This is a genomic window from Pseudomonas sp. FSL R10-2964 (assembly GCF_009600035.1).
GTDB lineage: Bacteria > Pseudomonadota > Gammaproteobacteria > Pseudomonadales > Pseudomonadaceae > Aquipseudomonas > Aquipseudomonas bubulae.
Genome location: NZ_WIWH01000001.1, coordinates 264,074 through 288,550, shown reverse-complemented (window position 1 = coordinate 288,550; position 24,477 = coordinate 264,074). Strand labels below are relative to the sequence as shown.

Sequence of the window (24,477 nt, the reverse complement as noted above, 5' to 3'; positions counted from 1 at the left end):
TTTTTGCCGATTTTGCGCTGATACTGCAAACTACCCGACCGAGTAAACGCTCGTTTAATTCACTAACGCAGAAGCCGTATGACCCCCTCCCCATTCCGCCGCCTTGTATTTGGCGCCCTGCGTCGCTTGCTGTACCTGTGGGTGCGCTCGGAGACCATCAACCAGTCTTCGCTGACCCTGAACCTGGATCGCAGCCGACCGGTGTTCTATGTACTGCAATCGCCCTCGCTGACCGAGCTGGCCGTTGTCGACGCCGAGTGCTCCAAAGCCGGCCTGCCGCGCCCGGTGCTGCCAGTTGCCGTAGGCGAGATGATAGAGCCAGCTGCCTTCTTCTACCTGACCCCCGAGCCGGACTGGCTGGGGCGTCAGGACAAGCGTGGCGCACCGCCGGTATTGACCCGACTGGTTGACGGCTTGAGCCAGCACCCGGGGGAAGACGCGCAAATCATCCCGGTCAGCGTATTCTGGGGCCAGTCCCCCGACAGCGAGTCCAGCCCCTGGAAACTGCTGTTCGCCGACAGCTGGGCCGTGACCGGGCGTTTGCGGCGCATGCTGCGCATCCTGATTCTGGGCCGTAAAACCCGCGTGCAGTTCTCGGCCCCTATCCATATGCGAGAGCTGGTCGACCTCAACAAGGGTCACGAACGCACCGTGCGCATGGCCCAGCGCATTTTACGGGTGCACTTTCGCAACCTGAAAATCTCGACCATCGGCCCCGACCTGTCGCACCGGCGTACGCTGGTAAAGGGCCTGGTCAACGAGCCTTCCGTGCGCCAGGCGATCCTCGATGAAGCCGAGCGCGAGAATATTTCGCCCGACAAGGCCCGTGCCCTTGCGCTGCGCTACGCCAATGAAATCGCATCGGACTACACCTACACCGCGATCCGTTTTTTTGAAGTGCTGCTGAGCTGGTTCTGGAACAAGATTTACGATGGGGTCAAGGTCAACCAGATCGAGAGCGTGCAAAAGGTCGCCCAGGGCCATGAGATCATTTATGTGCCATGCCACCGCAGCCATATCGACTACCTGCTGCTGTCCTATCTGCTGTTTCGCAACGGCCTGACCCCGCCGCACATTGCCGCCGGGATCAACCTGAACATGCCGGTGCTGGGCCCGCTGCTACGCCGTGGCGGGGCATTTTTCATGCGCCGCACCTTCAAGGGCAACCCCTTGTACACCTCGGTGTTCAACGAATACATGCACACCCTGTTCACCAAGGGTTTCCCGGTGGAGTACTTCGTCGAAGGTGGCCGCTCGCGCACCGGACGCATGCTGCAACCGAAAACCGGGATGCTGGCCATCACCGTGCGCAGCTTCCTGCGTTCATCACGCACGCCGATCGTGTTCGTACCCGTATACATCGGTTACGAACGCGTTCTTGAAGGCCGTACCTACCTGGGTGAGCTGCGCGGCGCCAGCAAGAAAAAAGAGTCGATTTTTGACATTTTCAAAGTGATCGGTGCGCTGAAAAAACAGAAGTTCGGTCAGGTCGCAGTCAACTTCGGCGAGCCGATCAAGCTGGCCGAGTTTCTTGAGCAGGAGCAGCCGGGCTGGCGTCAGCAGGAGCTTGCACCGTCCTACCGCCCTGAATGGCTGAGCCAGACCACCAACCGCCTGGGAGAAAAGGTTGCCCGGCATCTGAATGAAGCGGCGGCCATCAACCCGGTAAACCTGGTGGCACTGGCCTTGCTGTCCACTACCCGCCTGGCCCTGGATGAGCAAGCCATGGCCCGGGTACTGGACCTCTATCTGGCCCTGCTGCGCCGTGTGCCTTACTCGCCGTACACCACCTTGCCCGAAGGCGATGGCCCGGCGCTGATCAAGCATGTCAAAGACATGAATCTGCTGGCCGAGCAAAGCGATGCGCTGGGCAAGATCCTCTATCTGGATGAGCAGAACGCGGTACTGATGACTTATTACCGCAACAACGTGATGCATATCTTTGCCTTGCCATCATTGCTCGCCAGCTTCTTCCAGAGCACTTCGCGCATGAGCCGCGAACAGATCCTGCGCTACACCCATGCGCTGTATCCGTACCTGCAATCGGAACTGTTTATCCGCTGGTCCGAGCAAGAACTCGACGGAGTGGTCGATCAATGGCTTGAAGCCTTTGTCGAGCAAGGGTTGCTACGGTTCGAAAAAGACGTGTACCTGCGCCCTGCGCCAAGCTCGCGACACTTTGTATTGCTGACGCTGCTGTCCAAAAGCATTGCGCAAACCCTGCAGCGCTTTTACATGGCCATATCCCTGCTGCTCAACAGCGGCCAGAACACCCTGAGCGCCGAAGAACTGGAAGACCTGTGCACCATGATGGCCCAGCGCCTGTCGATTCTGCATGGGCTCAACGCCCCGGAATTCTTCGACAAGAGCCTGTTCCGGCACTTTATCCAGACCTTGCTTGAAGAGGACGTGTTGCGCCGCGATAGCAATGGCAAGCTGAGCTACCACGAACTGCTCGGTGAACTGGCTGAAGGGGCCGCCAAGCGCGTGTTGCCTGCGGAAATCCGCCTGTCCATTCGCCAGGTGGCATTGCACCGAAGTGAAGATGCCGCGGATATTTCCGAGAGCGTGGGGTAATCCTGCAAAGTTGAGTTGAAACGTCTCAACCGGTTTCAGCCTTCCAATCCGCGACTAGCCTTGGATGTGTGCCGAAGATGTCGGCACACATCCAAAGCAAACCAACGATAAGGAAGTCTGGAAATGACCCAAGACAACAAAACCCCCTCCGAACACCCCTCTCCTGAAACCAGGGGCAATGCTGGCACGCCCTGGCATGTTCAGAATCCCGATGGCAGCGTCCACGGTGGCAACGGCATCCAACCCGCCAGCCACAACACCCCCCCTGACGAATCCCAGGATGAACCTCTGACTGAATAACCCACTGAAACAGCAGCGGTTGTCAGGCACAGGTTTGCCGCTTCAAGGGCAAGTTCATTGCTAGAATCCCTTCCATTCTCCAGTGTGAAATGTCTTACACAGGAAAAGAAACGGAGTCTGCCCTATGAAAAAGTTACTTTTACTGAGCCTGACCGCCCTGCTGGGAGCCTGTAGTTCCATGACCTCGACCCCGCAAGCGTCCCTCGACGGTGAAGTGTTCTACCTGCAACGTATCGCCCTGCCACCTACCGCTACACTGGAAGTGAGCCTGCAGGATGTGTCTCTGGCCGACGCGCCAGCGGTAACACTGGCCAAACAGAGCGGCCCGGTAAAAGGCCAGGTGCCACTGCCTTTCCACCTGACCTATGACCCGGCGCAAATCAAACCCGGCCACACCTACGCAATCAGCGCGCGGATTGAAGAGAACGGCCAGTTGCTGTTTATCAACACCGAGCGCAACAGTGTCGACCTGACGGCCAAGACCCAGCAGCCGATCCGTGTGCGCGTGGATCAGATTCGCTAATCCGCAGGCTCGCCCTCACCCCAACCCTCTCCCGGAGGGAGAGGGAGCCGATTAGGGGGATTTTCAAGAATCTCGGCAGTCTGAAAGCATTGAGTTGAATCCCGCATCAACGCGGTCGGTCCCCTCTCCATCCGGGAGAGGGGCTTTGGCTCCTAGACCTTCTTCACCTTGAACCAAGCCGCATACAACGCAGGCAAGAACAGCAACGTCAGCACAGTCGCCACGATCAACCCGCCCATAATGGCCACCGCCATCGGCCCGAAGAACACGCTGCGTGACAGTGGAATCATCGCCAGTACCGCCGCCAGCGCGGTCAGCACAATCGGCCGGAACCGCCGCACCGTCGCTTCAATCACCGCCCGCCACGGGTCCAGCCCCGCCGCCTTGTCCTGCTCGATCTGATCCACCAGGATCACCGAGTTGCGCATGATCATCCCCGACAACGCAATGGTGCCCAGCATCGCCACAAAACCGAACGGTTTGCCAAACAACAACAGGAACAATGTCACCCCGATCAAACCCAAAGGCGCCGTCAGGAATACCATCACCATGCGCGAGAAACTGCGCAACTGCACCATCAGCAACGTCAGCACTACCACGATAAACAGAGGTACGCCGGCCTTCACCGAGTCCTGGCCGCGGGTGGAGTCTTCCACCGTGCCACCCACTTCCAGCAGATAGCCATCTGGCAGCTCGGCACGCACACCTTCCAGGGTCGGCAGAATCTGCTGCACCAGGGTCGCCGGTTGCTCCTTGCCGTAAATATCCGCCCGCACCGTCACGGTCGGCAGACGATTGCGGTGCCAGATAATGCCTTCTTCAAAGCCGTACTCCAGGGTCGCAATCTGCGACAGGGCAACGCTCTGGCCATTATCGGTCGGTACCGCCAGGCTCGGCAGCAGCGCCAGTTCGGTACGTTCCTGGGCTGTGCCGCGCAGCAGAATTTCGATCAACTCGTTATCTTCGCGGTACTGGCTGACCGTCGAGCCCAGCAAGGTACTTTGCAAGAAGCGCGACAGGTTGGCCGTACTCACCCCCAGGGCACGCGCCCGGTCCTGATCGATATTGAGGTTGACCACCTTGCTCGGCTCTTCCCAGTCCAGGTGCACGTTAACCACATGGGGGTTGCCCCGCACCTGGGCTGCGACCTTGCGCGCCAGCGCCCGTACCTCTTCGATATGCTCGCCGGTCACCCGAAACTGCACCGGATAGCCCACAGGCGGACCGTTTTCCAGACGCGTCACCCGCGAGCGTATCGTCGGGAACTGTTCATTGAGCGTGTCGATCAACCAGGTGCGCAGGCTTTCCCGGTCCTCGATGGTCTTGGCCAACACCACAAACTGGGCAAAGCTCGCCGCGGGCAGTTGCTGATCCAGTGGCAGGTAATAGCGGGGCGAACCGGTGCCTGCGTAAGCCACATAGTTCTCGATGCCCGGGTGATCCTTGAGCAGTGCCTCGAGCTGCTTGACCTGGTCGGTGGTGTTGCTCAACGAAGCACCCTCGGCCAGCTTCATATCGACCATCAGCTCCAGTCGGCTGGACGCCGGGAAGAACTGCTGCGGAACAAACTTGAACAGCACCACCGAGCCTATAAACACCAACGCGGTCAGGGCAATCACGGTTTTGCGCCGGGTCACACACCACTCCACCAACCGACGTACGCGCTGGTAAAATGGCGTTGCATAGGGGTCAGGCACGCCAGCCCCTGTGCCGTGTTTGGCCGCATGAATCTTCGCCAGGTCCGGTAACAACAGCGCGCCCAAATACGGCACAAACACCACCGCAGCCACCCACGACGCCAGCAGGGCAATGGTCACCACCTGGAAAATCGAGCGGGTGTATTCGCCGGTGCTCGACTGCGCCATGGCAATCGGCAAAAAGCCCGCAGCCGTTATCAGCGTACCGGTGAGCATCGGGAACGCGGTGCTGGTCCAGGCAAAGCTGGCGGCCTTGAGCCGGTCGTAGCCCTGCTCCATTTTGATCGCCATCATTTCCACGGCGATGATCGCGTCGTCGACCAGCAGGCCCAGCGCCAGCACCAACGCGCCCAGCGAGATCTTGTGCAGGCCGATGCCAAAGTAATGCATGGCGGCAAAAGTCATGGCCAGCACCAGCGGAATGGTCAGCGCCACCACCATGCCGGTACGCACACCCAGGGAGAAAAAACTCACCAGCAAAACGATGACCAGTGCTTCGACCAGCACCTGCACAAACTCACCAACGCTGGTTTTCACCGCCGCAGGCTGGTCTGACACTTTGCCCAGTTGCATCCCCGCCGGAAGGTTTTTCTGGATCCGCTCAAACTCGGTGTCCAGTGCCTTGCCCAGCACCAGAATATCGCCACCGTCCTTCATCGCCACGGCCAGGCCAATCGCGTCCTGGCCCATAAAGCGCATGCGCGGTGCCGGAGGATCATTAAAACCGCGACGCACATCCGCCACGTCGCTGATGCGCAAGGTGCGCTCGCCTACGCGAATGGGGAAGCGTTCGATCTCTTCGACCGTCTTGAAGTTACCGCTCACACGCAATTGCACGCGCTCGGTCGGGGTTTCGAAGAAGCCCGCCGTCGATACTGCGTTTTGCTCTTCAAGGGCTTTTTGCACGGCCGCCAGCGGCAAACCCAGGGTCGCCAGCTTGAGGTTGGACAGTTCGATCCAGATTTTTTCGTCCTGCAGGCCCAGCAACTCGACCTTGCCCACATCCTTGACCCGCTGTAGCTGGATCTGGATACGGTCAGCGTAGTCCTTGAGTACCGCGTAGTCGTAACCTTCGCCGCTCAGGCTGTAGATATTGCCGAAAGTGGTGCCGAATTCATCGTTGTAGAACGGCCCCTGCGCATCCGGCGGCAAGGTGTGGCGTATATCACTGATCTTTTTGCGTACCTGATACCACAGCTCGGGAATCTGGTCGGAATGCATCGAGTCGCGGGCCATAAAGGTCACTTGCGATTCACCCGGGCGCGAGAACGAGACAATGCGCTCGTACTCGCCGGTTTCCATCAGTTTCTTCTCGATTCGCTCGGTGACCTGACGCGAGACTTCTTCAGCCGTGGCGCCCGGCCACAGGGTGCGGATTACCATCGCCTTGAAGGTAAACGGCGGGTCTTCGCTTTGCCCTAATTTGGTGTAAGAAAGACCGCCAACGATTGCCAGCAACAGCATCAGAAACAGGACGATCTGACGATTTCGCAACGCCCATGCGGAAAGGTTAAAACCCATGGCGACTACTCCTTGGCCGCGACATTGATCGCCCGGTTGGAGCGATTAATCGGCCGCACCTCCTGGCCGGGATGCAACACATGCACACCGGCGGCAACAATCCAGTCATCGGCCGTAAGGCCTTCGAGCACCGGCACGCTGCTTTCGCCAAACGGCCCCACACGCACGGGCACCTGCTCCAACTTGTTGCCCTGGCCCACCCGCCACACATAGGACGCACCATTTTCCGCAGTCAGGGCCGACAACGGCACCGACAGCGAGCTGACACCTTCACTCTGAATAAACACCCGGGCACTTTGTCCCAGTTCGGCAGGCACTTTGCCAGCGGTGAAAGCGATACGCGCAGCAAAGGTGCGCGATTTAGGATCAGCTGAAGGCGACAGTTCGCGGATGCGGCCGCTGAAGCGCTGGCCAGGCTGCGACCACAACTCGACCGCTACCGGCATGCCTATCTTGAAACGGCCAAAATCCTGTTCCGGCAAGCTGATCAATACCTCACGCTCGCCGTCGGCAGCCAGGGTAAACACCGTTTGCCCGGCATTGACCACCTGCCCCACTTCGACCTGACGCTGGGCAATCACACCGTCTTGCGGCGCACGCAACACCGCATAACTCGCCTGATTGCTGGCCACGTCCTGCTCGGCCTTGAGCTGTTGCAGCCTGGCTTCGCCTGAGCGGTAGAGGTTTTCGGCGTTGTCGAACTGCGAACGGCTGACCATCTGCCGGTCCAGCAGGGTCTTGTAGCGGTCGCGCTCGGCACGCACCAGGTTCAGGTTGGCCTGCCCGGCGGCGACCTGGGCGCGGGTGGCGTCCAGTTGCAGGCGCACGTCCTGCGGGTCCAGCTCGGCCAGCGGCTGATTAGCCTTGACCCGCTCCCCCTCGTCCACCAGACGCTTGGTAACTTTGCCGCCAATGCGAAACGCCAACTGCGGGTCAAAGCGTGCCCGCACTTCGCCGGGGTAACTCTGGCTGGCCAGTGCCGAAGGCTGCGGTTGCACCACCATCGCCGGGCTGATGCTGATTTTTGCGGGCTCCTGCTGCCCACACCCAGACAATAAAAACAGCAGACACACAGGCACAGCGCGGGGCAAGGCATGGCGCAACATGGTGATGACCTTTCGCTAATGGGGCTTGGAATATTTATACTGGCAGCATGTTATTAATACTAAACTCACCAGTCCAGTAATAAACGGATATGTCTGACAATCCTTTACCCCCCAATGCCCTCGGGCGCCCCAAGGACCTGGCAAAACGCCAGTCGATCCTCGACGCCGCCAAAACCCTGTTTTTGACCAAGGGCTATGCCAACACCAGCATGGATGCGGTTGCGGGTCTGGCAGGCGTGTCAAAACTGACGGTCTACAGTCACTTCACCGACAAGGAGACCCTGTTTTCCTCGGCCATCATGTCCAAATGCACCGAACAGTTGCCGGTACTGTTCTTTGAATTGCCGGCGGGCAAGCCGATCAAGGATGTATTGCTGAACATTGCCCGTGGTTTTCAGGTGCTGATCAACAGTGAAGAGTCGCTGAACCTGCATCGCCTGATGGTTGCCCTGGGCAGCCAGGATCCGAAGCTGTCGCAGATCTTTCTGGAGGCCGGGCCGGAGCGTGTGGTGCACGAGATGGAGGGCTTGCTGCGCAAGATGGATCAAAGCGGCGCGCTGCAGATCGACAACCCCCATTATGCGGCGGAGCACTTCTTCTGCATGCTCAAGGGCGCGCCGAACTTTCGCCTGCTGTTTGCTGGCGGTGAACCGCCGGGGCCCGAGGAAAGCGAGGCCCATGTGCAGGAAGTGGTGGGGATATTTATGCGGGCGTATCAGCCATTGTCGTGAGACCGCGGCGCCTTTTACCCTCACCCCAACCCTCTCCCGGAGGGTGAGAGGGCTGATGTGTGGTGTTACGCAGATTTGCTTTTACCTTTTAGGCCCCTCTCCCTCCGGGAGAGGGCTAGGGTGAGGGGCTTTTAAGGTTTCAACGCTTTTTTCGGATAAATATCGTAACGGCTCGACTTACCATCCAGCGCATGGCTCGGCTTGGGCCCGGCAATGCACGGTGCCTTGCGCGGGCGCTTGACCACCACCCGGTGGCTGGCCAACGCCAGCGCAGCTTCCAGCAACGCCGGGGCATCGTTGTCATCACCCACCAATGGCCGGAACAAGCGCATTTCCTTTTTCACCAGGGCGGTTTTTTCGCGATGGGGGAACATCGGGTCCAGGTAAATCACCTGCGGCGGTTCGCCTTGCCAATTGCGCATCACTTCGATCGAATTGCACTTGAGCAAGTGCATACGCGACACGATCGGCGCCACCTCAAAGTCATCCAGACCACGGGCCAGCCCGTCTTCGAGCAAGGCACCGATCAGCGGCTGGCGCTCGATCAGGCTCATTTCACAGCCCAGGCTCGCCAGCACAAATGCATCCTTGCCCAGGCCCGCCGTGGCATCCAGCACCCGCGGGCGCACACCCTGCTGAATCCCCACGGCCTTGGCGATCATCTGCCCCGTGCCGCCGCCAAACAAACGTCGATGGGCCGCGCCACCTTCGACAAAGTCGACCCGCACCGGGCCCGGCGCATCTGCGCCCAACTGCTGCAGCTGCAAACCCTGGGCGCTCAATTGCAAGGCGAACTCGGCGTCCGGTTCGTCCAACGACAAACCCAGACGCTCGGCCCATTGCTCGGCCAGGGCCTGATAAGCCTCGTCCAGTGCCTCGACTTTGATACGACAGCCCGCTGTTTGCTCAATCATCTAAAAACACGCTCAAAAATTTAATGATCGGCAAAGACTGCCGATAAATGAAATATCCGGCATTTTGCCAGAGCTGAGCGCCAACCGAGAGTTATGTCAGACATTCAATCCGCATCTATCGGCTTTATTGCGCCCATTGGTGACTTTGGCCGACACAATTCCCAGATCACAGGAAGCGTCAACCACCTGTGGAAGGACTTCTACGCCCAGGCATTGGCCGAGCAGTCCGGTACTGAAGACTATGCGACGGTTGATACAGCGCCGACAGCCAAAAATGAAAATGCCGAGCCCCGTGGCGGCAGTGAGGTTTTGGGCACTATCGTGACCCAGCGCCACTGCGACGTTCAGGACACTGAACTGCGCCCGCCTGAAGCCCTGTTTTTGCCCATTGCCGAATTTGAACTGGACCTGCTGCCACCGCCCGCCGTGCCCTACCCGCCTGAGGTCATTGTAGAGCAACAACACCAGCAGGATTTCAACACTACGTGGGTGCGCCCAGTAGTCATGGCTCAGGGCCATCCGCTGCCTGAACCGGGCCCTGCGCCTGAACCTCGCGCGTTGCATCTGCCCATTGCCGAGTTTGAGTCTGACTTGCTGCCGCCGCCTGCCGAGCCCTTCGATGCCATGACCCTGATCGAGCAACAACGGGCCATGGATTTCGATCTGGGCTGGGCACGCCCGCTGGTGGTCAACAACTTGCGCCTGGCGGCTTAAAGCAGGCCTAGTTGTTCGCGACTCTGGGGGGGATGCAGCTCGGGCAATGCCGGCAACCCAGGTAACCTTTCACTCAGTTGAAGATGAAAACGCCGTGCCAGTTCCGGAGCACGGTGATTGTCCGGCGTGTGCAAAAAAACATAGGGCGTGCGCCCTTCCTCGATCCAGCCCGCGACTTTTTCAACCCAGGGCACCAGGTAAGGATCGTTGGCCTCAAGCTCCGGACGGCCAATAAAACGCACCTGCGGACATTGCGTGAAAGCCGCCGGACGTGGGGGCACCCTGGGCTTTTTCGATTGTGCGTGAAGCACGGCAGGGTCGCCCGAATCACAACTGAACAGTGCCCGCGAATCAAGGCAGATACGCTCAACCCCTCGATCCATCAGCAGACGATTGAGCAGGCGCTCGGCATCGCCCTTGGCGAAGAACTCCGGATGCCGCACCTCAACCGCCAACGGCCTCTGCAAGGCGTCCACAAAGCTCACCAGCTCCGCCAGGCGCTGTGGCCCGAAGCTTGCCGGGAGTTGTAGCCAAAATGGCGCTACACGCGCTCCCAAGGGCTGCAACAGTTGCAGGAAGTCTTCGGCTGCATGCAATTGCTCGCGCAAATCACCGCCGTGACTGATATCCCGAGGGAACTTGGCCGTCAGCCGAAAGTGTTCAGGCAGGCTTTGTGCCCATCGGACCACCGTGGTCGGTGCAGGCCTGGCGTAAAACGTGGTGTTGCCCTCGACCGCATTGAACACCTGCGCATACAGGCTAAGAAAATCCGCCGGGCGGGCGTTTTGCGGATACAGCCCTTCGCGCCAGGCGTTTTCACTCCAGGACGGACAACCGAGGTAGTAAGGAAGGTCAGTCATGTACTCAGATGTAAAGATCCAGGCCCAACACTTCCTGTTCCCAGTCGACGAAGCCTGCGGTGGTCAGGTAGCTGGCAAGGGCACTGGCCGCGCTTTTGCTCATGGCGCGCTGGAAGATCATGTCTTGCGAGCGCACCGGCAACTGGCTGATGCGCTCGGCGCCGGAGGATGTGCGGGGGGTGTTTTCGGGCGCAGCCTCAGTGTCTTCAACCGACTCATCAACCACCGCCTGACCATTACGCGGCTTGCGCTTGATGGGGTATGACCGGGGAGAAAAGCTGTCAATGCGCATGGCTGCATGCTCTGTAACGATAGATACAATTTAGCGGCGCAGGGCAGACTAAGCAAATGGGCCGGCCATTTTGTAGCAGCAGCCTCGCTCCGCTCTGCAGCTGCTACAAAAGCGGATCAAACGCCACGTTCGGCTTTTGTAGCCGCTACCTTGTCGCGCAGGTACACAGGCTGGGCGTCATCGGCACGGATGGCTTCGCCGCGGGCCCAGGCAAAGCGGGCCAGGGTCAGCAGGTCTTCGGCGTGGGGCAACATGCCTGCGTCCATTGCATACGGCTTGACGTTCAAGCGCTCGGCATAGCCCCAGCCAGTGCCCGCGCCATACCAGTCGCCTGTAGCACCATCGGGCAAGGCCGCAGCCTCAGGCGCCAATACCGCTTCAGCGCCTTGCAGGCGCATCTCACCCGCTTCTTCGCGGTAGCAGCCCCAATACACCTCATCCATGCGCGCATCGATCGCCGACACCACCTGGGTTGCGCCGTGCTCACGGTGAGCACGCTGGGCCAGGACCGCCAGGTTGGAGATCGGCAACACCGGGCGCTCCAGTGCAAAGGCCAGGCCCTGAACCACGCCAATGGCAATACGCACACCGGTAAAGGCACCAGGCCCGCGACCGAAGGCAATGGCCTCAACCGCCGACAGCTCGACACCGGCCGCGGCCAGCAGCGCCTTGATCATCGGTAACAGCTTTTGCGCATGCAGGCGCGGGATCACCTCGTAGTGGCTAGTAACCTTGCCATCGTGCAACAAGGCAACTGAGCAAGCTTCAGTCGCGGTATCCAGGGCCAGCAAGGTGGTCATCGGTGTTCCCGTCAGAATCAGAATTGAAAAAAGTGCAGCAGTATAAACAACAACAGCCCGCAAGCGGGCTGTTGTCATGACGCAAAATCGACTTATCAGCTCAGTGCTTCAAGCACCTTGGCCGTGATCGATTCTACCGAGCCAACGCCTTCAACGTGGCTGTACTTGGGCTTGCCCTGAGCAGCGGCCAGCTTCTGGTAGAAGTCCACCAGCGGCTTGGTTTGCGAATGGTAAACAGACAGGCGGTGACGAACGGTTTCTTCGGTGTCGTCCTTGCGCTGTACCAGATCTTCGCCGGTCACATCGTCCTTGCCTTCAACCTTTGGCGGGTTGTAGACGGTGTGGTACACACGGCCCGAGGCTTCGTGTACACGACGGCCAGCAATACGCTGGACGATCTCTTCGTCTTCAACGGCGATTTCCAGCACGTGGTCCAGCTCGACACCGGCTTTAACCAGCGCTTCAGCTTGCGGAATGGTGCGCGGGAAACCGTCGAACAGGAAACCGTTTACGCAATCCGGCTGAGCAATGCGCTCTTTGACCAGATTGATGATCAGGTCGTCGGAAACCAGGCCGCCGCTGTCCATCACGCCTTTGGCGATCAGGCCCAGCTCGGTGCCGGCTTTTACGGCTGCACGCAACATGTCGCCGGTGGAGATTTGCGGGATGCCAAATTTTTCAGTGATGAACTTTGCCTGAGTACCTTTACCGGCCCCGGGAGCTCCCAGCAGAATTACGCGCATCGATGTGCTCCTCAAATTTTTTATTTAAATGACAACAAACTCGCCTCTTTGGGCCAGTCTCAAAATCGGGTTATGGCCATCAAAACGGCCAAGGGCTGATCAAGATACACAGCAGGCCCGGCCCACACAAGCCGCCCAAAGTAGGAAAAATTACAGCCAAACGGGCCTGTGCGGCCGGGTGTCACAGGTCGCAACCCCACAATAAAGTGTCGCGCCCGCGCAGCGATCGGCATCCAGTCTGCCGTGTCCCCGCCCGCTCTGGCGCGACATTTGCCGCTGTTTTGCCTTAGCCGGTGTTGCGCAAGCCGGCCGCGATCCCGGCCACAGTCACCAGCAACGCTTGTTCCAGAGGGCTGTCCTGCGCCGCTTGCTGGCGACGCGAGCGTGCCAGCAGCTCGGCCTGCAATAGATGAAGAGGATCAAGGTAAGTGTTGCGCAAACGGATGAACTCGAGCGTCTCCGGGCTATGTGCCATCAACTGCGCCTGCCCGGTCAAGCCCAGCACCACTGCGCACGCCTGCGACAATAAGTCGCGTAAGTGCGCACCCAATGGCAGCAGTTCCGGGCTCACCAGGCGCTCGTCGTAAAGCCGGGCGATATCGGCATCGGCCTTGGCCAGGACCATTTCCAGCATGTCGATACGGGTGCGAAAGAAGGGCCACTGCTCACGCATTTGTGCCAGTTGATCACCTTCACCGCGCTCCAGTGCACGACGCAATGCAGTTTCCCAACCCAGCCAGGCGGGCAACATCAGGCGGGTCTGGGTCCAGCCAAAAATCCAGGGGATGGCCCGCAGGCTTTCAATGCCCCCTGCCCGGCGCTTGGCCGGCCGACTGCCCAGAGGCAAGCGGCCCAGCTCCTGCTCCGGAGTGGACTGGCGAAAGTACTCGACGAACTGCGGATTATCCCGCACTACGCCACGGTAGGCAGCGACCCCGTCTGCCGCCAGCTCATCCATCAGTACCCGCCAGCCCGGCTCCGGCAGGGGCGGTGGCAGCAAAGTGGCCTCCAGCACGGCGGCCAGGTACAGGTTGAGATTTTGCTCGGCAATGTCCGGCAGGCCGAATTTGAAGCGAATCATTTCGCCCTGTTCAGTGGTGCGGAAACGCCCCGCCACCGAGCCCGGCGGCTGCGACAGGATGGCCGCGTGAGCCGGGCCACCGCCGCGCCCCACGGTACCGCCGCGACCATGAAACAACAGCAGCTCGACGCCTTGCTCACGGCAGATATTGACCAGGGCTTCCTGCGCCCGGTACTGCGCCCAGGCGGCCGCGGTGGTGCCCGCATCCTTGGCCGAATCGGAATAGCCGATCATCACTTCCTGCGGGCCCTGCAGGTGCGCGCGATAACCCGGCAACAGCAGCAGGCGCTCGATCACCGGCCCCGCATTGTCGAGGTCGGCGAGGGTTTCGAACAGCGGTACAACCCGCATCGGCCGCTCCAGCCCAGCCTCCTTGAGCAACAGTTGCACCGCCAGTACATCCGAGGCAGCACCGGCCATCGAGATCACGTAGGAGCCCAGCGAGGCGCCCGGTGCGGCAGCGACTTCGCGGCAGGTCGCCAGCACTTCGGCGGTGTCGGCCCCCGGCTTGAAATAACCGGGCAACAGCGGCCGACGGTTGTTCAATTCGCGCATCAGAAAGCTAAGACGCGCATCTTCGTCCCAGTCCTCATAGCGGCCCAGGCCCAGGTAATCGGTGATTTCAGTCATGGCCGAGGCATGGCGTGCAGCATCCTGGCGCACATCGAGGCGCACCAGGAACAGGCCGAAGGTTACAGCCCGACGCAGGAAATCGAGCAGCGGGCCATCGGCAATTACGCCCATGCCACAGGCATGCAGGGACTGATAACACAGCTGCAACGGCGCCAGCAGTTCGCGATTGTCCTGCAGCACTTCAGGCGGCGCGGCCTGGGTGCTGTGCAAGGCTGTATGCGCCCAATTGCGGGTGGCCCGCAGGCGTTCACGCAATTGTTTGAGTACGGCGCGATACGGCTCGGCGCTGTCGCCTGCGGCGGCCAGCAGTTGCGCCGAGGCCTGTTGCATCGACAGATCGGCCGCCAGTTTGTCGATATCGCGCAGGTACAGGTCCGCCGCCATCCAGCGCGCCAGCAGCAGTACTTCACGGGTAACGCTGGCCGTGACATTGGGATTGCCATCACGGTCGCCGCCCATCCAGGAAGCAAAGCGGACCGGTGCGGCCTCAAGCGGCAAATGCAGGCCGGTCGCGGCATGCAGAGCTTTGTCAGCCTTACGCAGCATATGCGGCACGGCGTGCCATAACGAATGCTCGATCACCGCAAAACCCCACTTGGCCTCATCCACAGGGGTAGGTCGGGTGCGACGGATTTCTTCGGTGTGCCAGGCCTCGGCGATCAACCGCTGCAAGCGCTGATGAATCTCGGATTTTTCCGCGAGGGTCAGGTCACGATGGTCCTGGGCCGCCAGTTGCTCGGCAATGGCATCGTACTTCTGGATCAGGGTGCGGCGAGTCACTTCAGTGGGGTGTGCGGTGAGTACCAGTTCAATTTCAAGACGGCTGACCTGGCGCGCCAGCGACTCGGGGTCATGGCCTTCGGCGAGCAGGCGCGCAAGCAGTTGCGGCAACACCAGCGCCTCGAACGGCTGGGGCTGGCCTTCTTCACGGCGGTGGATCAGCTCGTACTGCTCGGCAATATTGGCCAGGTTCAAAAACTGGTTGAAGGCTCGCGCAACGGGCAGCACTTCGTCATCGCCCAGGGCGTCCAGAATGGCGCTTAACTCCTCGCCGGTGGTGCCGCGCCGGTCGGCTTTGGCCCCCTGGCGAATGCGCTCGATCTTGGCGAGAAAAGCTTCGCCGTATTGGTCACGAATCGTATTACCCAACAGCTCACCCAGCAGGTGAACATCATCGCGCAAGCGTGCATCAATATCGGTCATCAGCAGTTTCTCCAGCAGGATCCGGGGACAGCTCGTGCCCCAAGAGTGCGTTGCAAAGGCAGTTGGAGGCAAGCCATGGGAAGCACAGATTTAAAAAAATGCGCTGACCAATCGGTCAGAAAATCTTTTAGGCCAAATGCCATCTTTTTTTGAACTATTCAAAAAACGCTTCGGTCACAGCCATTAACCATCACCGCTGGAACTCGTGTTCCAACACTCCGGGTGACGTCGCCAGTCGTGATGGAATTTGCTTTTTTAAGGAGCTTCCCAATGGAGTTGAAGACCATGATGACCCGCACTGTCAAAACCACCTCACCTCGCCTGCGCGGGCTAAAACTGGCTGCGCTGGCAATCGGCACCAGCTTCGTTCTGGCCGGTTGTGCTGGCAATCCACCTTCAGAGCAGTACGCCGTGACGCAATCGGCGGTGAACAACGCCGTGAGCGCAGGTGCCACTGAATATGCACCGGTGGAAATGAAGTCAGCCCAGGACAAGCTCAAGCAGGCCGAGCTGGCCATGCATGACAAAAAATATGACGAGGCCCGCCGCCTGTCCGAACAGGCTGAGTGGGATGCACGCGTAGCAGAGCGCAAGGCCCAGGCAGCTAAAGCAGAGAAGGCTGTTCAGGATGCTCAGAATGCCGTTCAGCAATTGCGTCAGGAAGGCATGCGCAGCGTTCAGTAAACGCTGCCCTTTTTTGACTGCATCTGACGACACAGCATTCCTAATCGATAGAAAGGACGACATATCATGCGCAATACAGTAATGATCCCTGCCCTGTTGGCCCTGAGCGTTGGCCTGGCGGCGTGCTCGCACCAGCCCAACGTCAACCTGGAAAACGCCAAGACCAACTTCTCGGCCCTGCAAACCAACCCTGAAGCGACCAAGGTTGCAGCGCTCGAAACCAAGGACGCCAGCGAATGGCTGGACAAGGCTGAAAAGGCTTACCTGAACAAGGAAGACGAGTCCAAGGTTGACCAGCTGGCTTACCTGACCAACCAGCGTGTGGAAGTGGCCAAGCAGACCATCGCGTTGCGAACCGCTGAAAACAATCTGAAAAACGCCGGTGCGGCGCGCAACCAGGCCTTGCTCGATGCCCGTGATGCGCAGATCCAGCAACTCAAAGGCATGAACGCCAAGCAAACCGAACGCGGCACACTGGTGACCTTTGGTGATGTGCTGTTCCAGTTCGGCAAATCCGAGCTGCAACCCAACGGCATGCGCAATATCAACACCCTGGCCGAATACCTGCTGCAGAACCCGGACCGCAAGGTGATTGTCGAGGGTTACACCGACAGTGTCGGTTCGGCGGCTTTCAACCAGACCCTGTCCGAGCGCCGTGCCGAGTCGGTGCGTAATGCACTGGTGCGCAAAGGCGTAGACCCTACCCGCATCGTGGCGCAGGGCTATGGCAAGGAATACCCGGTGGCCAGCAACAGCACCGATTCTGGCCGCGCCCAGAACCGCCGCGTTGAAGTGACCATCTCCAACGACAACCAGCCGGTTGCTCCGCGTTCAACCATGAAGTAAGACATGAAAAAGCCCCGCCTGAGTAATCAGGCGGGGCTTTTTTTTGCGCAAATATATTCACAACTGTGGGAGCGGGCTTGCTCGCGATGCAGACAGCGCGGTTCGTCAGGCATACCGAGGCGATTCAATCGCGAGCAAGCCCGCTCCCACAACAGAACGTTACTGCTCCAGCTTCGGCGTTTCCTGGCCCAGGCAACGTACGGCCTGTTTCTTGTTGTTGACCAGCACACCGGTCAGGCCTTTTTGCTCGGTATCGAACAAGACGATGATGCCGTCGATGCACTGCGCCACCTGGTTGGCCGGCGTGAGCGAGACCTTATAGTCCTCCCCCGGGATAGTCTTGAGCATGGTGAAGTCGCTGAGCAGCAAGGCGTCCTCGGGCTTGGCAAAATGCAGGTAACCGTAGTACCACAGGGCGCCCACGGTGCCGATAATGCTGCAGATACCGGTGATGATCAGGGGGATGGCGTTGCGTTCTTCACTCATTGTTGGCTCTCGGATTCAAGTTCGGTGTTCGGTGACGCGGGGTAATTGGCAATTTCGCCCAGGCGCCGCACGCCATTGAAATGTTGCGGGTCATCCAGGTAACGCAGCATTACCTGACGCCAGGTCGGGTCGGCAAACGTCTGCACATGGCCGCCACGGGTCAGTTGCAGCACCTTGGGCGGTGGCGCAGCCTGGTACAGGCGCAGGCCATTGGAAAGCGGCACGATGGGATCATCGAGGCTGTGGAAGATCAGCATCGGCGTGTCGCCCATGTTCGGTATCGCGTAAAGAGCACTGTCGGCATCCGGTACCAGCCAGGACAGCGGCACCTGCAGCGGCCAGGTCAGCCAGGACGTACTCAGGGCAAACTGCCCCACTTCGCGGTAACTGGCCGGCACGCCATCGAGCACCACCGCCTTGACTCGCGCGCGCTGCTGCGGGTGCTCGCTCAGGTAGTGGATGCCCATGGCGCCGCCCAGGCTTTGCCCCAGCACAATCAGCGGCAGGCCCCGGGCTTGCGGCTCATGCTGCAACCAGTCAAAAGCGGCATCGATGTCCTGATACACCGCCGGCAGCCCGGGCTCTCCTTGGGACAGGCCGTAACCGCGATAGTCGAGCATCAGCACTTGATAACCCTGCTCCGGCAACCAGGCAGTGGCGCCGAGATGGTAAGCCAGGTTGCCGCCATTGCCGTGCAGATGCAGCACCGTGCCCTTGAGCGGCACGCCTTTCTTGGCCGGTAGCCACCAACCGTGCAGGCGCGTGCCATCGGCGGCAGTCAGGGTGACATCGCTATAATCCAGGCCGGCGGCCTTCGGGGTAACCGGCTGGCCGGGCTCAGGGTAGAACAACAGGGAACTGCATCCGCTGAGGGTCAACAGCAGGCAGAGTGCAGCCAGGATTTTCATCAGAACGATTCGCCTGAACGAGTGAGTGTGGGAGCGGGCTTGCTCGCGATGGCATCGACGCGGTTCAACTGAAACGCCGCAGCGCCTGTATCGCGAGCAAGCCCGCTCCCACAGGGTTCACAAAATGTTGGAGTAATCCGCTTCGATACGGTCAAGGCTCAAATGGTTGAGGAAGTTGCTGAAGCACATCCAGGCCGAGAGCGCGTTCATGTCGCGGAACTGGTCCGGCAGGTACTTGGGCGCTACCACCAGGCCTTCATCCACCAACTGACGCAGGGTTCGCATGTCCTCCAGGGTGGTCTTGCCACAGAACAGCAGCGGCACTTGTTCCAGCTTGCCTTTACGTACGGCCAGCTGAATGTAGTTGTAAACCATGATGAAGCCCTTGAGGTAGGACAAGTCTTTGGTGAATGGCAGTCCATTTGGCACCGACCCACGGAAAACCCGACTCGCGTTGCCATAACTTTCTGGCATCTCGAAGCCTTGCTCGCGGAAAAACTCGTACACCTGCATGAAATCTGCGCCCTCCTCCACCATATGGATGGCGCGGGTTCGGTTGGTCAGTTTGCGCAGGCGACTGGGGTAGGAGGCAAAGGTGATGATCTCCATCAGGATTGCCAGGCCTTCCTGGGTCACGGTGGAAGAAGGCGGCCCCTTGGACAGGAAGGTGCAGATCGGCTGGTTCAGGCCATTGAGCGTGGTGCCCACATGCACCAGCCCTTCGTGGACTTCGAGGGCGCGCACGTCGCGTTCGTTGAACATCGCATCGGTACGGATCTTGATGTAGTCGGCACCCGCCGCCGCATCTGCCACGATACCGTCGGACTCGAACACGCGGATGGTTTCTTCAGCCTCGCCAAACACCTTGTTCAGGCGGCTTTGCAGCAGATTCACGGCATCCTTGGCGGTCAGGATCTTGGCTTCGTCCTTGAGCGCCCCGCGCCCGTCGATGTTGTCCAGGTAATCGGACATCATCAGGCCCAGGTCAGCCAGGGTCGGATCGCCAGCATGAAACGCATCGGAAGCTGCGCCATACAGCTCCTGGGAAATAAGCCCGAAATCCTCGGTGCCACGGGCTTCGAGCATGCGCACCACCATGCGGTATTCCTTGCACATGCGCCGCATGATCTGCCCGACCGGGTTGAATTGCCCCAACTGGCGGGTGATATCCCGCTCGATGTTCTGGAACTCGGACTTCACCGCCGCCGAATCAAAAGCCAGTGGCCGGCCCAGGTAATAGTCGCGATCAACTGCAGGCATGGCCTTGCCTTTGGCCTTTAAAAAGCCCTGGCGGATGCTGTCATCCCACTTCACCGCATCCAGCACGCGGATCGGTGTCTGTGCCAGCACGATGCGGTCAGACAAGGTGCGTATCGTGCGCTGGTAGTCGTCCACCGGCAGCTTCCTTCAGTTAACAGCGTTATTTGGCCACACGTTTATAGCGGGCCGCTTCGACAAATACGTCGGAATTGGCCGGGTCATCCAGATAGGCAAAGACTTCAGCCGACGGGCTTTTGATCAGGGTACCCGTCCCTTCAGCGGTTTCCACCGGCTCACCGTTCAACGCGGACTGGCCAATGGCCTGTTTGATCTGATCCAGGTCAAGATCGTAGATCACCAGTTCGCCGTTATCGGTCAACTCAAATCCGCTGAGGGTATGGTTGCCGCCCAGTTTGGCCGGTATCGCGGCCGAGGCATACCAGCGGCTGCCGTGGCGGGCGACGATAAAGACATAGCGCTCACGGGCCTTGGGTTCGCCCTTGGGGTAAACGACGGCCTGGTAGCGTGTTTTGTCGATGGCACTGATATCGAGATTGCGTGCCTGGCCCCAGGCATCCTTGCTGATCCATTTGCCCAGCAGCTGTTTGGGTGCCGGCTGCGCCTCGATCGGGGCCTGGCTGAAGGTCACCAGACAGCCGTTCAACATCAAAAACGACAATGCCATAAGCATCACGCGCCAAACTTTCATGCCTGCATCCTTCTATAGAGCGGCCAACACCAAGTGCATGTAACGCGTAAGAATAGCCAGACGGTCGTCATCCGCCTCGGGCTGCGCGCCATCAAGTAGGGCCTGATATTCCATCCGACCGATAATCGCCGTCAAGACTTTGGCATCCTGCTGAGGTTGTGTGGAGCCTAGCACTTCGAAGATCTGCCCGGCACCCTGCAGGAAAATCTGCTGATGGGCACGTACCAGCACCGCCAGCCGCGGGTTGATCAATGCGGCCTGATGAAAAGCTTGCTCGGCCATCAACTGGTCGCGGCGGGTGAGCAGTTGGCGCTGAAGGTAATCGGCGGTCATCCGTGCAATATCATCGGCCAGCAGCCCCCGCGCCCGGTGGCTGCCATCGCCCTGGGCCATCATTTCCCGCAACTTGCCTTCGGTGCCCTGCCACAGCTTGGCCATAAAGGCCGCACTGCGCTCCACATACTGGGCGAAGGTGTCGTTGATCAGGTCATCGATATCCTTGAAGTAATACGTGGTTGCCGACAACGGCACCCCCGCTTCGGCGGCCACCGCCCGATGGCGCACGCCCCGCACGCCGTCGCGTATGACGATGCGCATGGCAGCATCGAGAATCAACTGGCGGCGCTGCTCGCTGCCATGCCTGCTGGCCTTGCGACCCTGGTATTCGACACTTTGGGCAAGCGCCACCGCAACATTTGCTGCGCCTTGAGGAGGCATCACAGATTCCTTCTGAATTGAGCGGCGCTCCCACAAACTCTCCTGATTATTCTGCTGGCTGCATGCCAGGCAATAAAAAGCCGCCTTTAACGGCGGCTTCTTATTCTGCATCGTTACGCTTGCGGGCGCATATGCGGGAACAGGATCACGTCGCGAATCGACGGTGAGTTGGTCAACAACATCACCAGACGGTCGATACCGATACCTTCACCGGCAGTCGGCGGCATGCCGTATTCCAGGGCGCGGACGAAGTCGGCATCGTAGTGCATGGCTTCGTCGTCACCGGCGTCCTTGTCGGCTACCTGTGCCATGAAGCGCTCTGCCTGGTCTTCTGCGTCATTAAGCTCGGAGTAGGCGTTGGCGATTTCACGGCCACCGATGAACAGCTCAAAACGGTCAGTAACGTTCGGGTTCTCGTCGTTGCGACGGGCCAGCGGCGACACTTCGAACGGGTACTGGGTAATGAAGTGCGGTTGCTCCAGCTTGTGCTCGACCAACTCTTCGAAAATCATCACTTGCAGCTTGCCCAGACCTTCGAAGCCCAGCACCTTGGCGCCGGCTTTCTTGGCGATGGCGCGAGCCTTGTCGATGTCGTTGAGGTCGTCAGCGGTCAGCTCGGGGTTGTACTTGAGGATCGAGTCGAATACCGACAGTCGCACAAACGGTTCGCCAAAGTGGAACACCTTGTCGCCGTACGGTACGTCTGTAGTGCCCAGAACCAGCTGCGCCAGTTCACGGAACAGCTCTTCGGTCAGGTCCATGTTGTCTTCGTAGTCGGCGTAAGCCTGGTAGAACTCCAACATGGTGAATTCAGGGTTGTGACGGGTCGACACGCCTTCGTTACGGAAGTTGCGGTTGATCTCGAACACTTTCTCGAAACCACCCACCACCAGACGCTTGAGGAACAGTTCCGGCGCGATGCGCAGGTACATGTCCATGTCCAGGGCATTGTGGTGGGTTTCAAACGGCTTGGCCGCAGCGCCACCCGGGATGGTTTGCAGCATCGGCGTTTCGACTTCCAGGAAGTCGCGTGCCATCAGGAAGCTGCGAATGTGGGCAATCACTTGCGAACGTACACGGAAGGTGTGACGCACGTCTTCGTTAACGATCAAGTCAACGTAACGCTGGCGATAGCGCTGCTCGGTGTCGGTCAGGCCGTGGTGCTTGTCCGGCAGCGGACGCAGGGATTTGGTCAGCAGGCGCACGCTGGTCATTTCAACGTACAGGTCACCTTTGCCGGAGCGGGCCAGGGTGCCTTCAGCGGCAATGATGTCGCCCAGGTCCCAGGTTTTTACTTCGGCCAGGGTTTCTTCCGGCAGGGTCTTGCGGTTGACGTAGACCTGGATGCGACCGGTCATGTCCTGGATCACCATGAACGAGCCACGGTTAAGCATGATGCGACCGGCAACCTTCACCGGAATGGCGGCTTCGGCCAGCTCTTCCTTGGACGCTTGCGCATACTTCTTCTGCAGGTCAGCGCAGAGGCTGTCACGGCGGAAGTCATTCGGGAAGGCATTGCCCTTGGCACGCACGGCAGCAAGCTTTTCCTTGCGCAGGGCGATCAGGGCATTTTCTTCCTGTTGCAGGTCTTGCGGGTCGAGTTGTTGGTCGCTCATGTCTTTAAAAATTCCATCACAGTTCTGTTGCCCCCGCCTTGCGGCAGGGGGAAGCGGGCTTTGGCGCGCCCTCTGGGCATCGCACTGGCTTCGCACACGTTTTGTTGCCGACTTACAGCCCTTGTTTCAGGCTGGCTATCAGGTATTCGTCGATATCGCCGTCGAGCACCTTGTCGCAGTCGCTGCGCTCGATATTGGTACGCAAATCCTTGATCCGCGAGGCGTCGAGAACGTACGAGCGGATCTGATGACCCCAGCCGATGTCCGACTTGGTGTCTTCCAGGGCCTGGGAAGCGGCATTGCGCTTCTGGATTTCCTGCTCGTAAAGACGCGCCCGCAGCATTTTCATCGCGGTGTCTTTGTTCGCATGCTGGGAACGTTCGTTCTGGCAGCTCACCACGGTATTGGTCGGCACGTGAGTGATACGTACGGCCGAGTCAGTGGTGTTTACGTGCTGACCACCCGCTCCAGAGGAGCGATAGGTATCGATCCGCAGGTCAGAGGGGTTGATGTCGATTTCGATGTTGTCATCGATTTCCGGCGAAACGAATACAGCCGAAAACGAGGTATGACGACGGTTGCCCGAATCGTACGGGCTTTTGCGTACCAGACGATGGACGCCAATCTCGGTGCGCAACCAACCAAATGCGTATTCGCCTTTGATATGAACGGTTGCACCCTTGATACCGGCAACTTCACCGGCGGACAGTTCCATGATGGTGGCATCGAAGCCGCGCTTGTCGGCCCAACGCAAATACATCCGCAGCAGGATATTGGCCCAGTCTTGCGCTTCGGTGCCACCGGAGCCAGCCTGGATGTCCAGGTACGCGTTGTTGGCATCCATCTCACCACTGAACATGCGGCGGAATTCGAGTTTTTCAAGGGCTTCGCGCAGGCGTTCAACTTCAGCGGCCACGTCATCGACGGCGCCCTGGTCTTCTTCCTCGGCGGCCATCAACAGCAGGTCTTTGGCATCGGCCAGGCCTGTGTGCATCTCATCGAGGGTTTCAACGATCTGCGCCAGCAGGGAGCGCTCGCGCCCCAGTTCCTGGGCGTATGCAGGGTTGTTCCAGACACTCGGATCTTCAAGCTCGCGATTGACTTCGGTCAGACGCTCATGCTTTTGATCGTAGTCAAAGATACCCCCGAATGGTTTCGGAGCGCTCTGACAGGTCCTTGATGCTGTTAAGGATCGGGTTGATTTCCATGGCTGGCGGCACTCTCAGGCGATTTTTACAAAGCCGGGGAGTATACCGTAAACCGAGCGTATCAGCAGCCCGCCTGGCGGGGTTATGTGGCCAGTGACAACAGGTCGCAAGCCTTCTTCGATGAGCGATACGTCGCACACGATTATGGGCACAGAATTACATCTGAAAGACGAGGCCATCTCAGCCGTACGACAAGTTTGAATACTACATAGGAATAATTACCCAATTTGAGAGAAAAGTACTACACGCCAAATAATTGCACTTAAAAACCTGCACCGCTATACCTACAACACACTTACAACACCTGACTACCTGATACCCACACGCCATACCCGAACAACCAATAAT

Annotated in this window: 22 protein-coding genes; 7 read left to right on the top strand and 15 right to left on the bottom strand. The window is 59.4% G+C overall.

What is annotated here, in order from left to right:
• Nucleotides 1–78: 78 nt before the first annotated feature.
• The 3 genes from plsB (at nucleotide 79) to GHN92_RS01410 (ending at nucleotide 3,400) form a co-directional block, all read left to right on the top strand.
• A complete protein-coding gene (gene plsB, locus GHN92_RS01420; protein WP_095018176.1) occupies nucleotides 79–2,577 on the top strand; it encodes a glycerol-3-phosphate 1-O-acyltransferase PlsB in 2,499 nt (832 codons plus the stop codon).
• A gap of 123 nt (nucleotides 2,578–2,700) precedes the next feature.
• Nucleotides 2,701–2,877, top strand: a complete 177-nt coding sequence (locus GHN92_RS01415) for a hypothetical protein (RefSeq protein ID WP_153379166.1) — start codon at nucleotides 2,701–2,703, stop codon at nucleotides 2,875–2,877.
• A gap of 124 nt (nucleotides 2,878–3,001) precedes the next feature.
• Nucleotides 3,002–3,400, top strand: a complete 399-nt coding sequence (locus tag GHN92_RS01410; RefSeq protein ID WP_095001293.1) for a YbaY family lipoprotein — start codon at nucleotides 3,002–3,004, stop codon at nucleotides 3,398–3,400.
• A gap of 152 nt (nucleotides 3,401–3,552) precedes the next feature.
• Here GHN92_RS01410 and GHN92_RS01405 read toward each other — a convergent pair whose 3' ends face one another.
• Nucleotides 3,553–6,618 (bottom strand): efflux RND transporter permease subunit, encoded by a 3,066-nt coding sequence (locus GHN92_RS01405; RefSeq protein ID WP_095023032.1) that lies wholly within the window; start codon nucleotides 6,616–6,618, stop codon nucleotides 3,553–3,555.
• A gap of 5 nt (nucleotides 6,619–6,623) precedes the next feature.
• Nucleotides 6,624–7,724, bottom strand: a complete 1,101-nt coding sequence (locus GHN92_RS01400; protein ID WP_133144282.1) for an efflux RND transporter periplasmic adaptor subunit — start codon at nucleotides 7,722–7,724, stop codon at nucleotides 6,624–6,626.
• An 89-nt stretch (nucleotides 7,725–7,813) separates the two neighbouring features.
• Between GHN92_RS01400 and GHN92_RS01395 the strand changes: the two genes are divergently transcribed.
• Complete coding sequence (locus tag GHN92_RS01395) at nucleotides 7,814–8,455, top strand: TetR/AcrR family transcriptional regulator (protein ID WP_095001290.1); 642 nt, start codon at nucleotides 7,814–7,816, stop codon at nucleotides 8,453–8,455.
• A 131-nt stretch (nucleotides 8,456–8,586) separates the two neighbouring features.
• On the opposite strand, the gene GHN92_RS01390 is transcribed toward GHN92_RS01395, so the two are convergent.
• The gene (locus GHN92_RS01390) at nucleotides 8,587–9,369 is read right to left on the bottom strand and encodes a class I SAM-dependent methyltransferase (protein ID WP_153379163.1); all 783 of its coding nucleotides are present in this window, start codon (nucleotides 9,367–9,369) and stop codon (nucleotides 8,587–8,589) included.
• Between the two features lie 93 nt (nucleotides 9,370–9,462).
• Between GHN92_RS01390 and GHN92_RS01385 the strand changes: the two genes are divergently transcribed.
• Entirely contained in the window at nucleotides 9,463–10,083 is a 621-nt protein-coding gene (locus tag GHN92_RS01385; RefSeq protein WP_095020562.1) for an energy transducer TonB, read from the top strand.
• On the opposite strand, the gene GHN92_RS01380 is transcribed toward GHN92_RS01385, so the two are convergent.
• The 5 genes from GHN92_RS01380 to ppc form a co-directional block, all read right to left on the bottom strand.
• Nucleotides 10,080–10,943 carry a DUF72 domain-containing protein gene (locus tag GHN92_RS01380; RefSeq protein ID WP_095018180.1) on the bottom strand — a complete coding sequence of 288 codons (864 nt, stop codon included), beginning with the start codon at nucleotides 10,941–10,943 and terminating at the stop codon, nucleotides 10,080–10,082. The genes GHN92_RS01385 and GHN92_RS01380 overlap by 4 nt on opposite strands.
• 4 nt (nucleotides 10,944–10,947) lie before the next feature.
• Nucleotides 10,948–11,235: a hypothetical protein gene (locus tag GHN92_RS01375; protein ID WP_095018181.1), complete on the bottom strand. Its 288-nt coding sequence runs from the start codon at nucleotides 11,233–11,235 to the stop codon at nucleotides 10,948–10,950.
• A 116-nt stretch (nucleotides 11,236–11,351) separates the two neighbouring features.
• Nucleotides 11,352–12,035: a tRNA (adenosine(37)-N6)-threonylcarbamoyltransferase complex dimerization subunit type 1 TsaB gene (gene tsaB / locus GHN92_RS01370; RefSeq protein ID WP_095018182.1), complete on the bottom strand. Its 684-nt coding sequence runs from the start codon at nucleotides 12,033–12,035 to the stop codon at nucleotides 11,352–11,354.
• A gap of 95 nt (nucleotides 12,036–12,130) precedes the next feature.
• Complete coding sequence (gene adk, locus GHN92_RS01365; RefSeq protein WP_095001284.1) at nucleotides 12,131–12,778, bottom strand: adenylate kinase; 648 nt, start codon at nucleotides 12,776–12,778, stop codon at nucleotides 12,131–12,133.
• A 286-nt stretch (nucleotides 12,779–13,064) separates the two neighbouring features.
• Nucleotides 13,065–15,695: a phosphoenolpyruvate carboxylase gene (ppc, locus tag GHN92_RS01360; RefSeq protein WP_095001283.1), complete on the bottom strand. Its 2,631-nt coding sequence runs from the start codon at nucleotides 15,693–15,695 to the stop codon at nucleotides 13,065–13,067.
• Nucleotides 15,696–15,965: 270 nt separating this feature from the next.
• On the opposite strand from ppc, the gene GHN92_RS01355 reads away from it, so the two are divergent.
• Nucleotides 15,966–16,379 (top strand): DUF4398 domain-containing protein, encoded by a 414-nt coding sequence (locus GHN92_RS01355; protein WP_019822131.1) that lies wholly within the window; start codon nucleotides 15,966–15,968, stop codon nucleotides 16,377–16,379.
• A gap of 66 nt (nucleotides 16,380–16,445) precedes the next feature.
• A complete protein-coding gene (locus GHN92_RS01350) occupies nucleotides 16,446–17,225 on the top strand; it encodes an OmpA family protein (RefSeq protein ID WP_095001282.1) in 780 nt (259 codons plus the stop codon).
• A 159-nt stretch (nucleotides 17,226–17,384) separates the two neighbouring features.
• Here GHN92_RS01350 and GHN92_RS01345 read toward each other — a convergent pair whose 3' ends face one another.
• From GHN92_RS01345 to prfB, 7 genes are all read right to left on the bottom strand, one after another.
• Complete coding sequence (locus GHN92_RS01345) at nucleotides 17,385–17,711, bottom strand: hypothetical protein (protein WP_029611547.1); 327 nt, start codon at nucleotides 17,709–17,711, stop codon at nucleotides 17,385–17,387.
• Nucleotides 17,708–18,619 carry an alpha/beta hydrolase gene (locus GHN92_RS01340; protein ID WP_095024890.1) on the bottom strand — a complete coding sequence of 304 codons (912 nt, stop codon included), beginning with the start codon at nucleotides 18,617–18,619 and terminating at the stop codon, nucleotides 17,708–17,710. The genes GHN92_RS01345 and GHN92_RS01340 overlap by 4 nt, the downstream gene beginning before the upstream one ends.
• A gap of 117 nt (nucleotides 18,620–18,736) precedes the next feature.
• Nucleotides 18,737–20,014: a flavohemoglobin expression-modulating QEGLA motif protein gene (locus tag GHN92_RS01335; RefSeq protein ID WP_095001280.1), complete on the bottom strand. Its 1,278-nt coding sequence runs from the start codon at nucleotides 20,012–20,014 to the stop codon at nucleotides 18,737–18,739.
• Nucleotides 20,015–20,039: 25 nt separating this feature from the next.
• Nucleotides 20,040–20,588: a hypothetical protein gene (locus tag GHN92_RS01330; protein ID WP_095001279.1), complete on the bottom strand. Its 549-nt coding sequence runs from the start codon at nucleotides 20,586–20,588 to the stop codon at nucleotides 20,040–20,042.
• 12 nt (nucleotides 20,589–20,600) lie between these two features.
• On the bottom strand, nucleotides 20,601–21,305 hold the full coding sequence (locus GHN92_RS01325; RefSeq protein ID WP_095001278.1) for a TetR/AcrR family transcriptional regulator: 705 nt from the start codon (nucleotides 21,303–21,305) through the stop codon (nucleotides 20,601–20,603).
• A 113-nt stretch (nucleotides 21,306–21,418) separates the two neighbouring features.
• Nucleotides 21,419–22,921 carry a lysine--tRNA ligase gene (lysS, locus tag GHN92_RS01320; protein ID WP_095001277.1) on the bottom strand — a complete coding sequence of 501 codons (1,503 nt, stop codon included), beginning with the start codon at nucleotides 22,919–22,921 and terminating at the stop codon, nucleotides 21,419–21,421.
• Between the two features lie 112 nt (nucleotides 22,922–23,033).
• A protein-coding gene (gene prfB, locus GHN92_RS01315; protein ID WP_130872011.1) for a peptide chain release factor 2 occupies nucleotides 23,034–24,129 on the bottom strand; the annotation gives its coding sequence in 2 pieces (ribosomal slippage) (nucleotides 23,034–24,056 and nucleotides 24,058–24,129; 1,095 coding nt in all).
• Nucleotides 24,130–24,477: the final 348 nt, after the last annotated feature.

Excerpts from the sequence above, each read along its gene's own strand:
- plsB (WP_095018176.1), top strand. The coding sequence starts at position 79 with ATGACCCCCTCCCCATTCCGCCGCCTTGTATTTGGCGCCCTGCGTCGC.
- GHN92_RS01415 (WP_153379166.1), top strand. The coding sequence starts at position 2,701 with ATGACCCAAGACAACAAAACCCCCTCCGAACACCCCTCTCCTGAAACC.
- GHN92_RS01410 (WP_095001293.1), top strand. The coding sequence starts at position 3,002 with ATGAAAAAGTTACTTTTACTGAGCCTGACCGCCCTGCTGGGAGCCTGT.
- GHN92_RS01405 (WP_095023032.1), bottom strand. The coding sequence starts at position 6,618 with ATGGGTTTTAACCTTTCCGCATGGGCGTTGCGAAATCGTCAGATCGTC.
- GHN92_RS01400 (WP_133144282.1), bottom strand. The coding sequence starts at position 7,724 with ATGTTGCGCCATGCCTTGCCCCGCGCTGTGCCTGTGTGTCTGCTGTTT.
- GHN92_RS01395 (WP_095001290.1), top strand. The coding sequence starts at position 7,814 with ATGTCTGACAATCCTTTACCCCCCAATGCCCTCGGGCGCCCCAAGGAC.
- GHN92_RS01390 (WP_153379163.1), bottom strand. The coding sequence starts at position 9,369 with ATGATTGAGCAAACAGCGGGCTGTCGTATCAAAGTCGAGGCACTGGAC.
- GHN92_RS01385 (WP_095020562.1), top strand. The coding sequence starts at position 9,463 with ATGTCAGACATTCAATCCGCATCTATCGGCTTTATTGCGCCCATTGGT.
- GHN92_RS01380 (WP_095018180.1), bottom strand. The coding sequence starts at position 10,943 with ATGACTGACCTTCCTTACTACCTCGGTTGTCCGTCCTGGAGTGAAAAC.
- GHN92_RS01375 (WP_095018181.1), bottom strand. The coding sequence starts at position 11,235 with ATGCGCATTGACAGCTTTTCTCCCCGGTCATACCCCATCAAGCGCAAG.
- tsaB (WP_095018182.1), bottom strand. The coding sequence starts at position 12,035 with ATGACCACCTTGCTGGCCCTGGATACCGCGACTGAAGCTTGCTCAGTT.
- adk (WP_095001284.1), bottom strand. The coding sequence starts at position 12,778 with ATGCGCGTAATTCTGCTGGGAGCTCCCGGGGCCGGTAAAGGTACTCAG.
- ppc (WP_095001283.1), bottom strand. The coding sequence starts at position 15,695 with ATGACCGATATTGATGCACGCTTGCGCGATGATGTTCACCTGCTGGGT.
- GHN92_RS01355 (WP_019822131.1), top strand. The coding sequence starts at position 15,966 with ATGGAGTTGAAGACCATGATGACCCGCACTGTCAAAACCACCTCACCT.
- GHN92_RS01350 (WP_095001282.1), top strand. The coding sequence starts at position 16,446 with ATGCGCAATACAGTAATGATCCCTGCCCTGTTGGCCCTGAGCGTTGGC.
- GHN92_RS01345 (WP_029611547.1), bottom strand. The coding sequence starts at position 17,711 with ATGAGTGAAGAACGCAACGCCATCCCCCTGATCATCACCGGTATCTGC.
- GHN92_RS01340 (WP_095024890.1), bottom strand. The coding sequence starts at position 18,619 with ATGAAAATCCTGGCTGCACTCTGCCTGCTGTTGACCCTCAGCGGATGC.
- GHN92_RS01330 (WP_095001279.1), bottom strand. The coding sequence starts at position 20,588 with ATGAAAGTTTGGCGCGTGATGCTTATGGCATTGTCGTTTTTGATGTTG.
- GHN92_RS01325 (WP_095001278.1), bottom strand. The coding sequence starts at position 21,305 with ATGCCTCCTCAAGGCGCAGCAAATGTTGCGGTGGCGCTTGCCCAAAGT.
- lysS (WP_095001277.1), bottom strand. The coding sequence starts at position 22,921 with ATGAGCGACCAACAACTCGACCCGCAAGACCTGCAACAGGAAGAAAAT.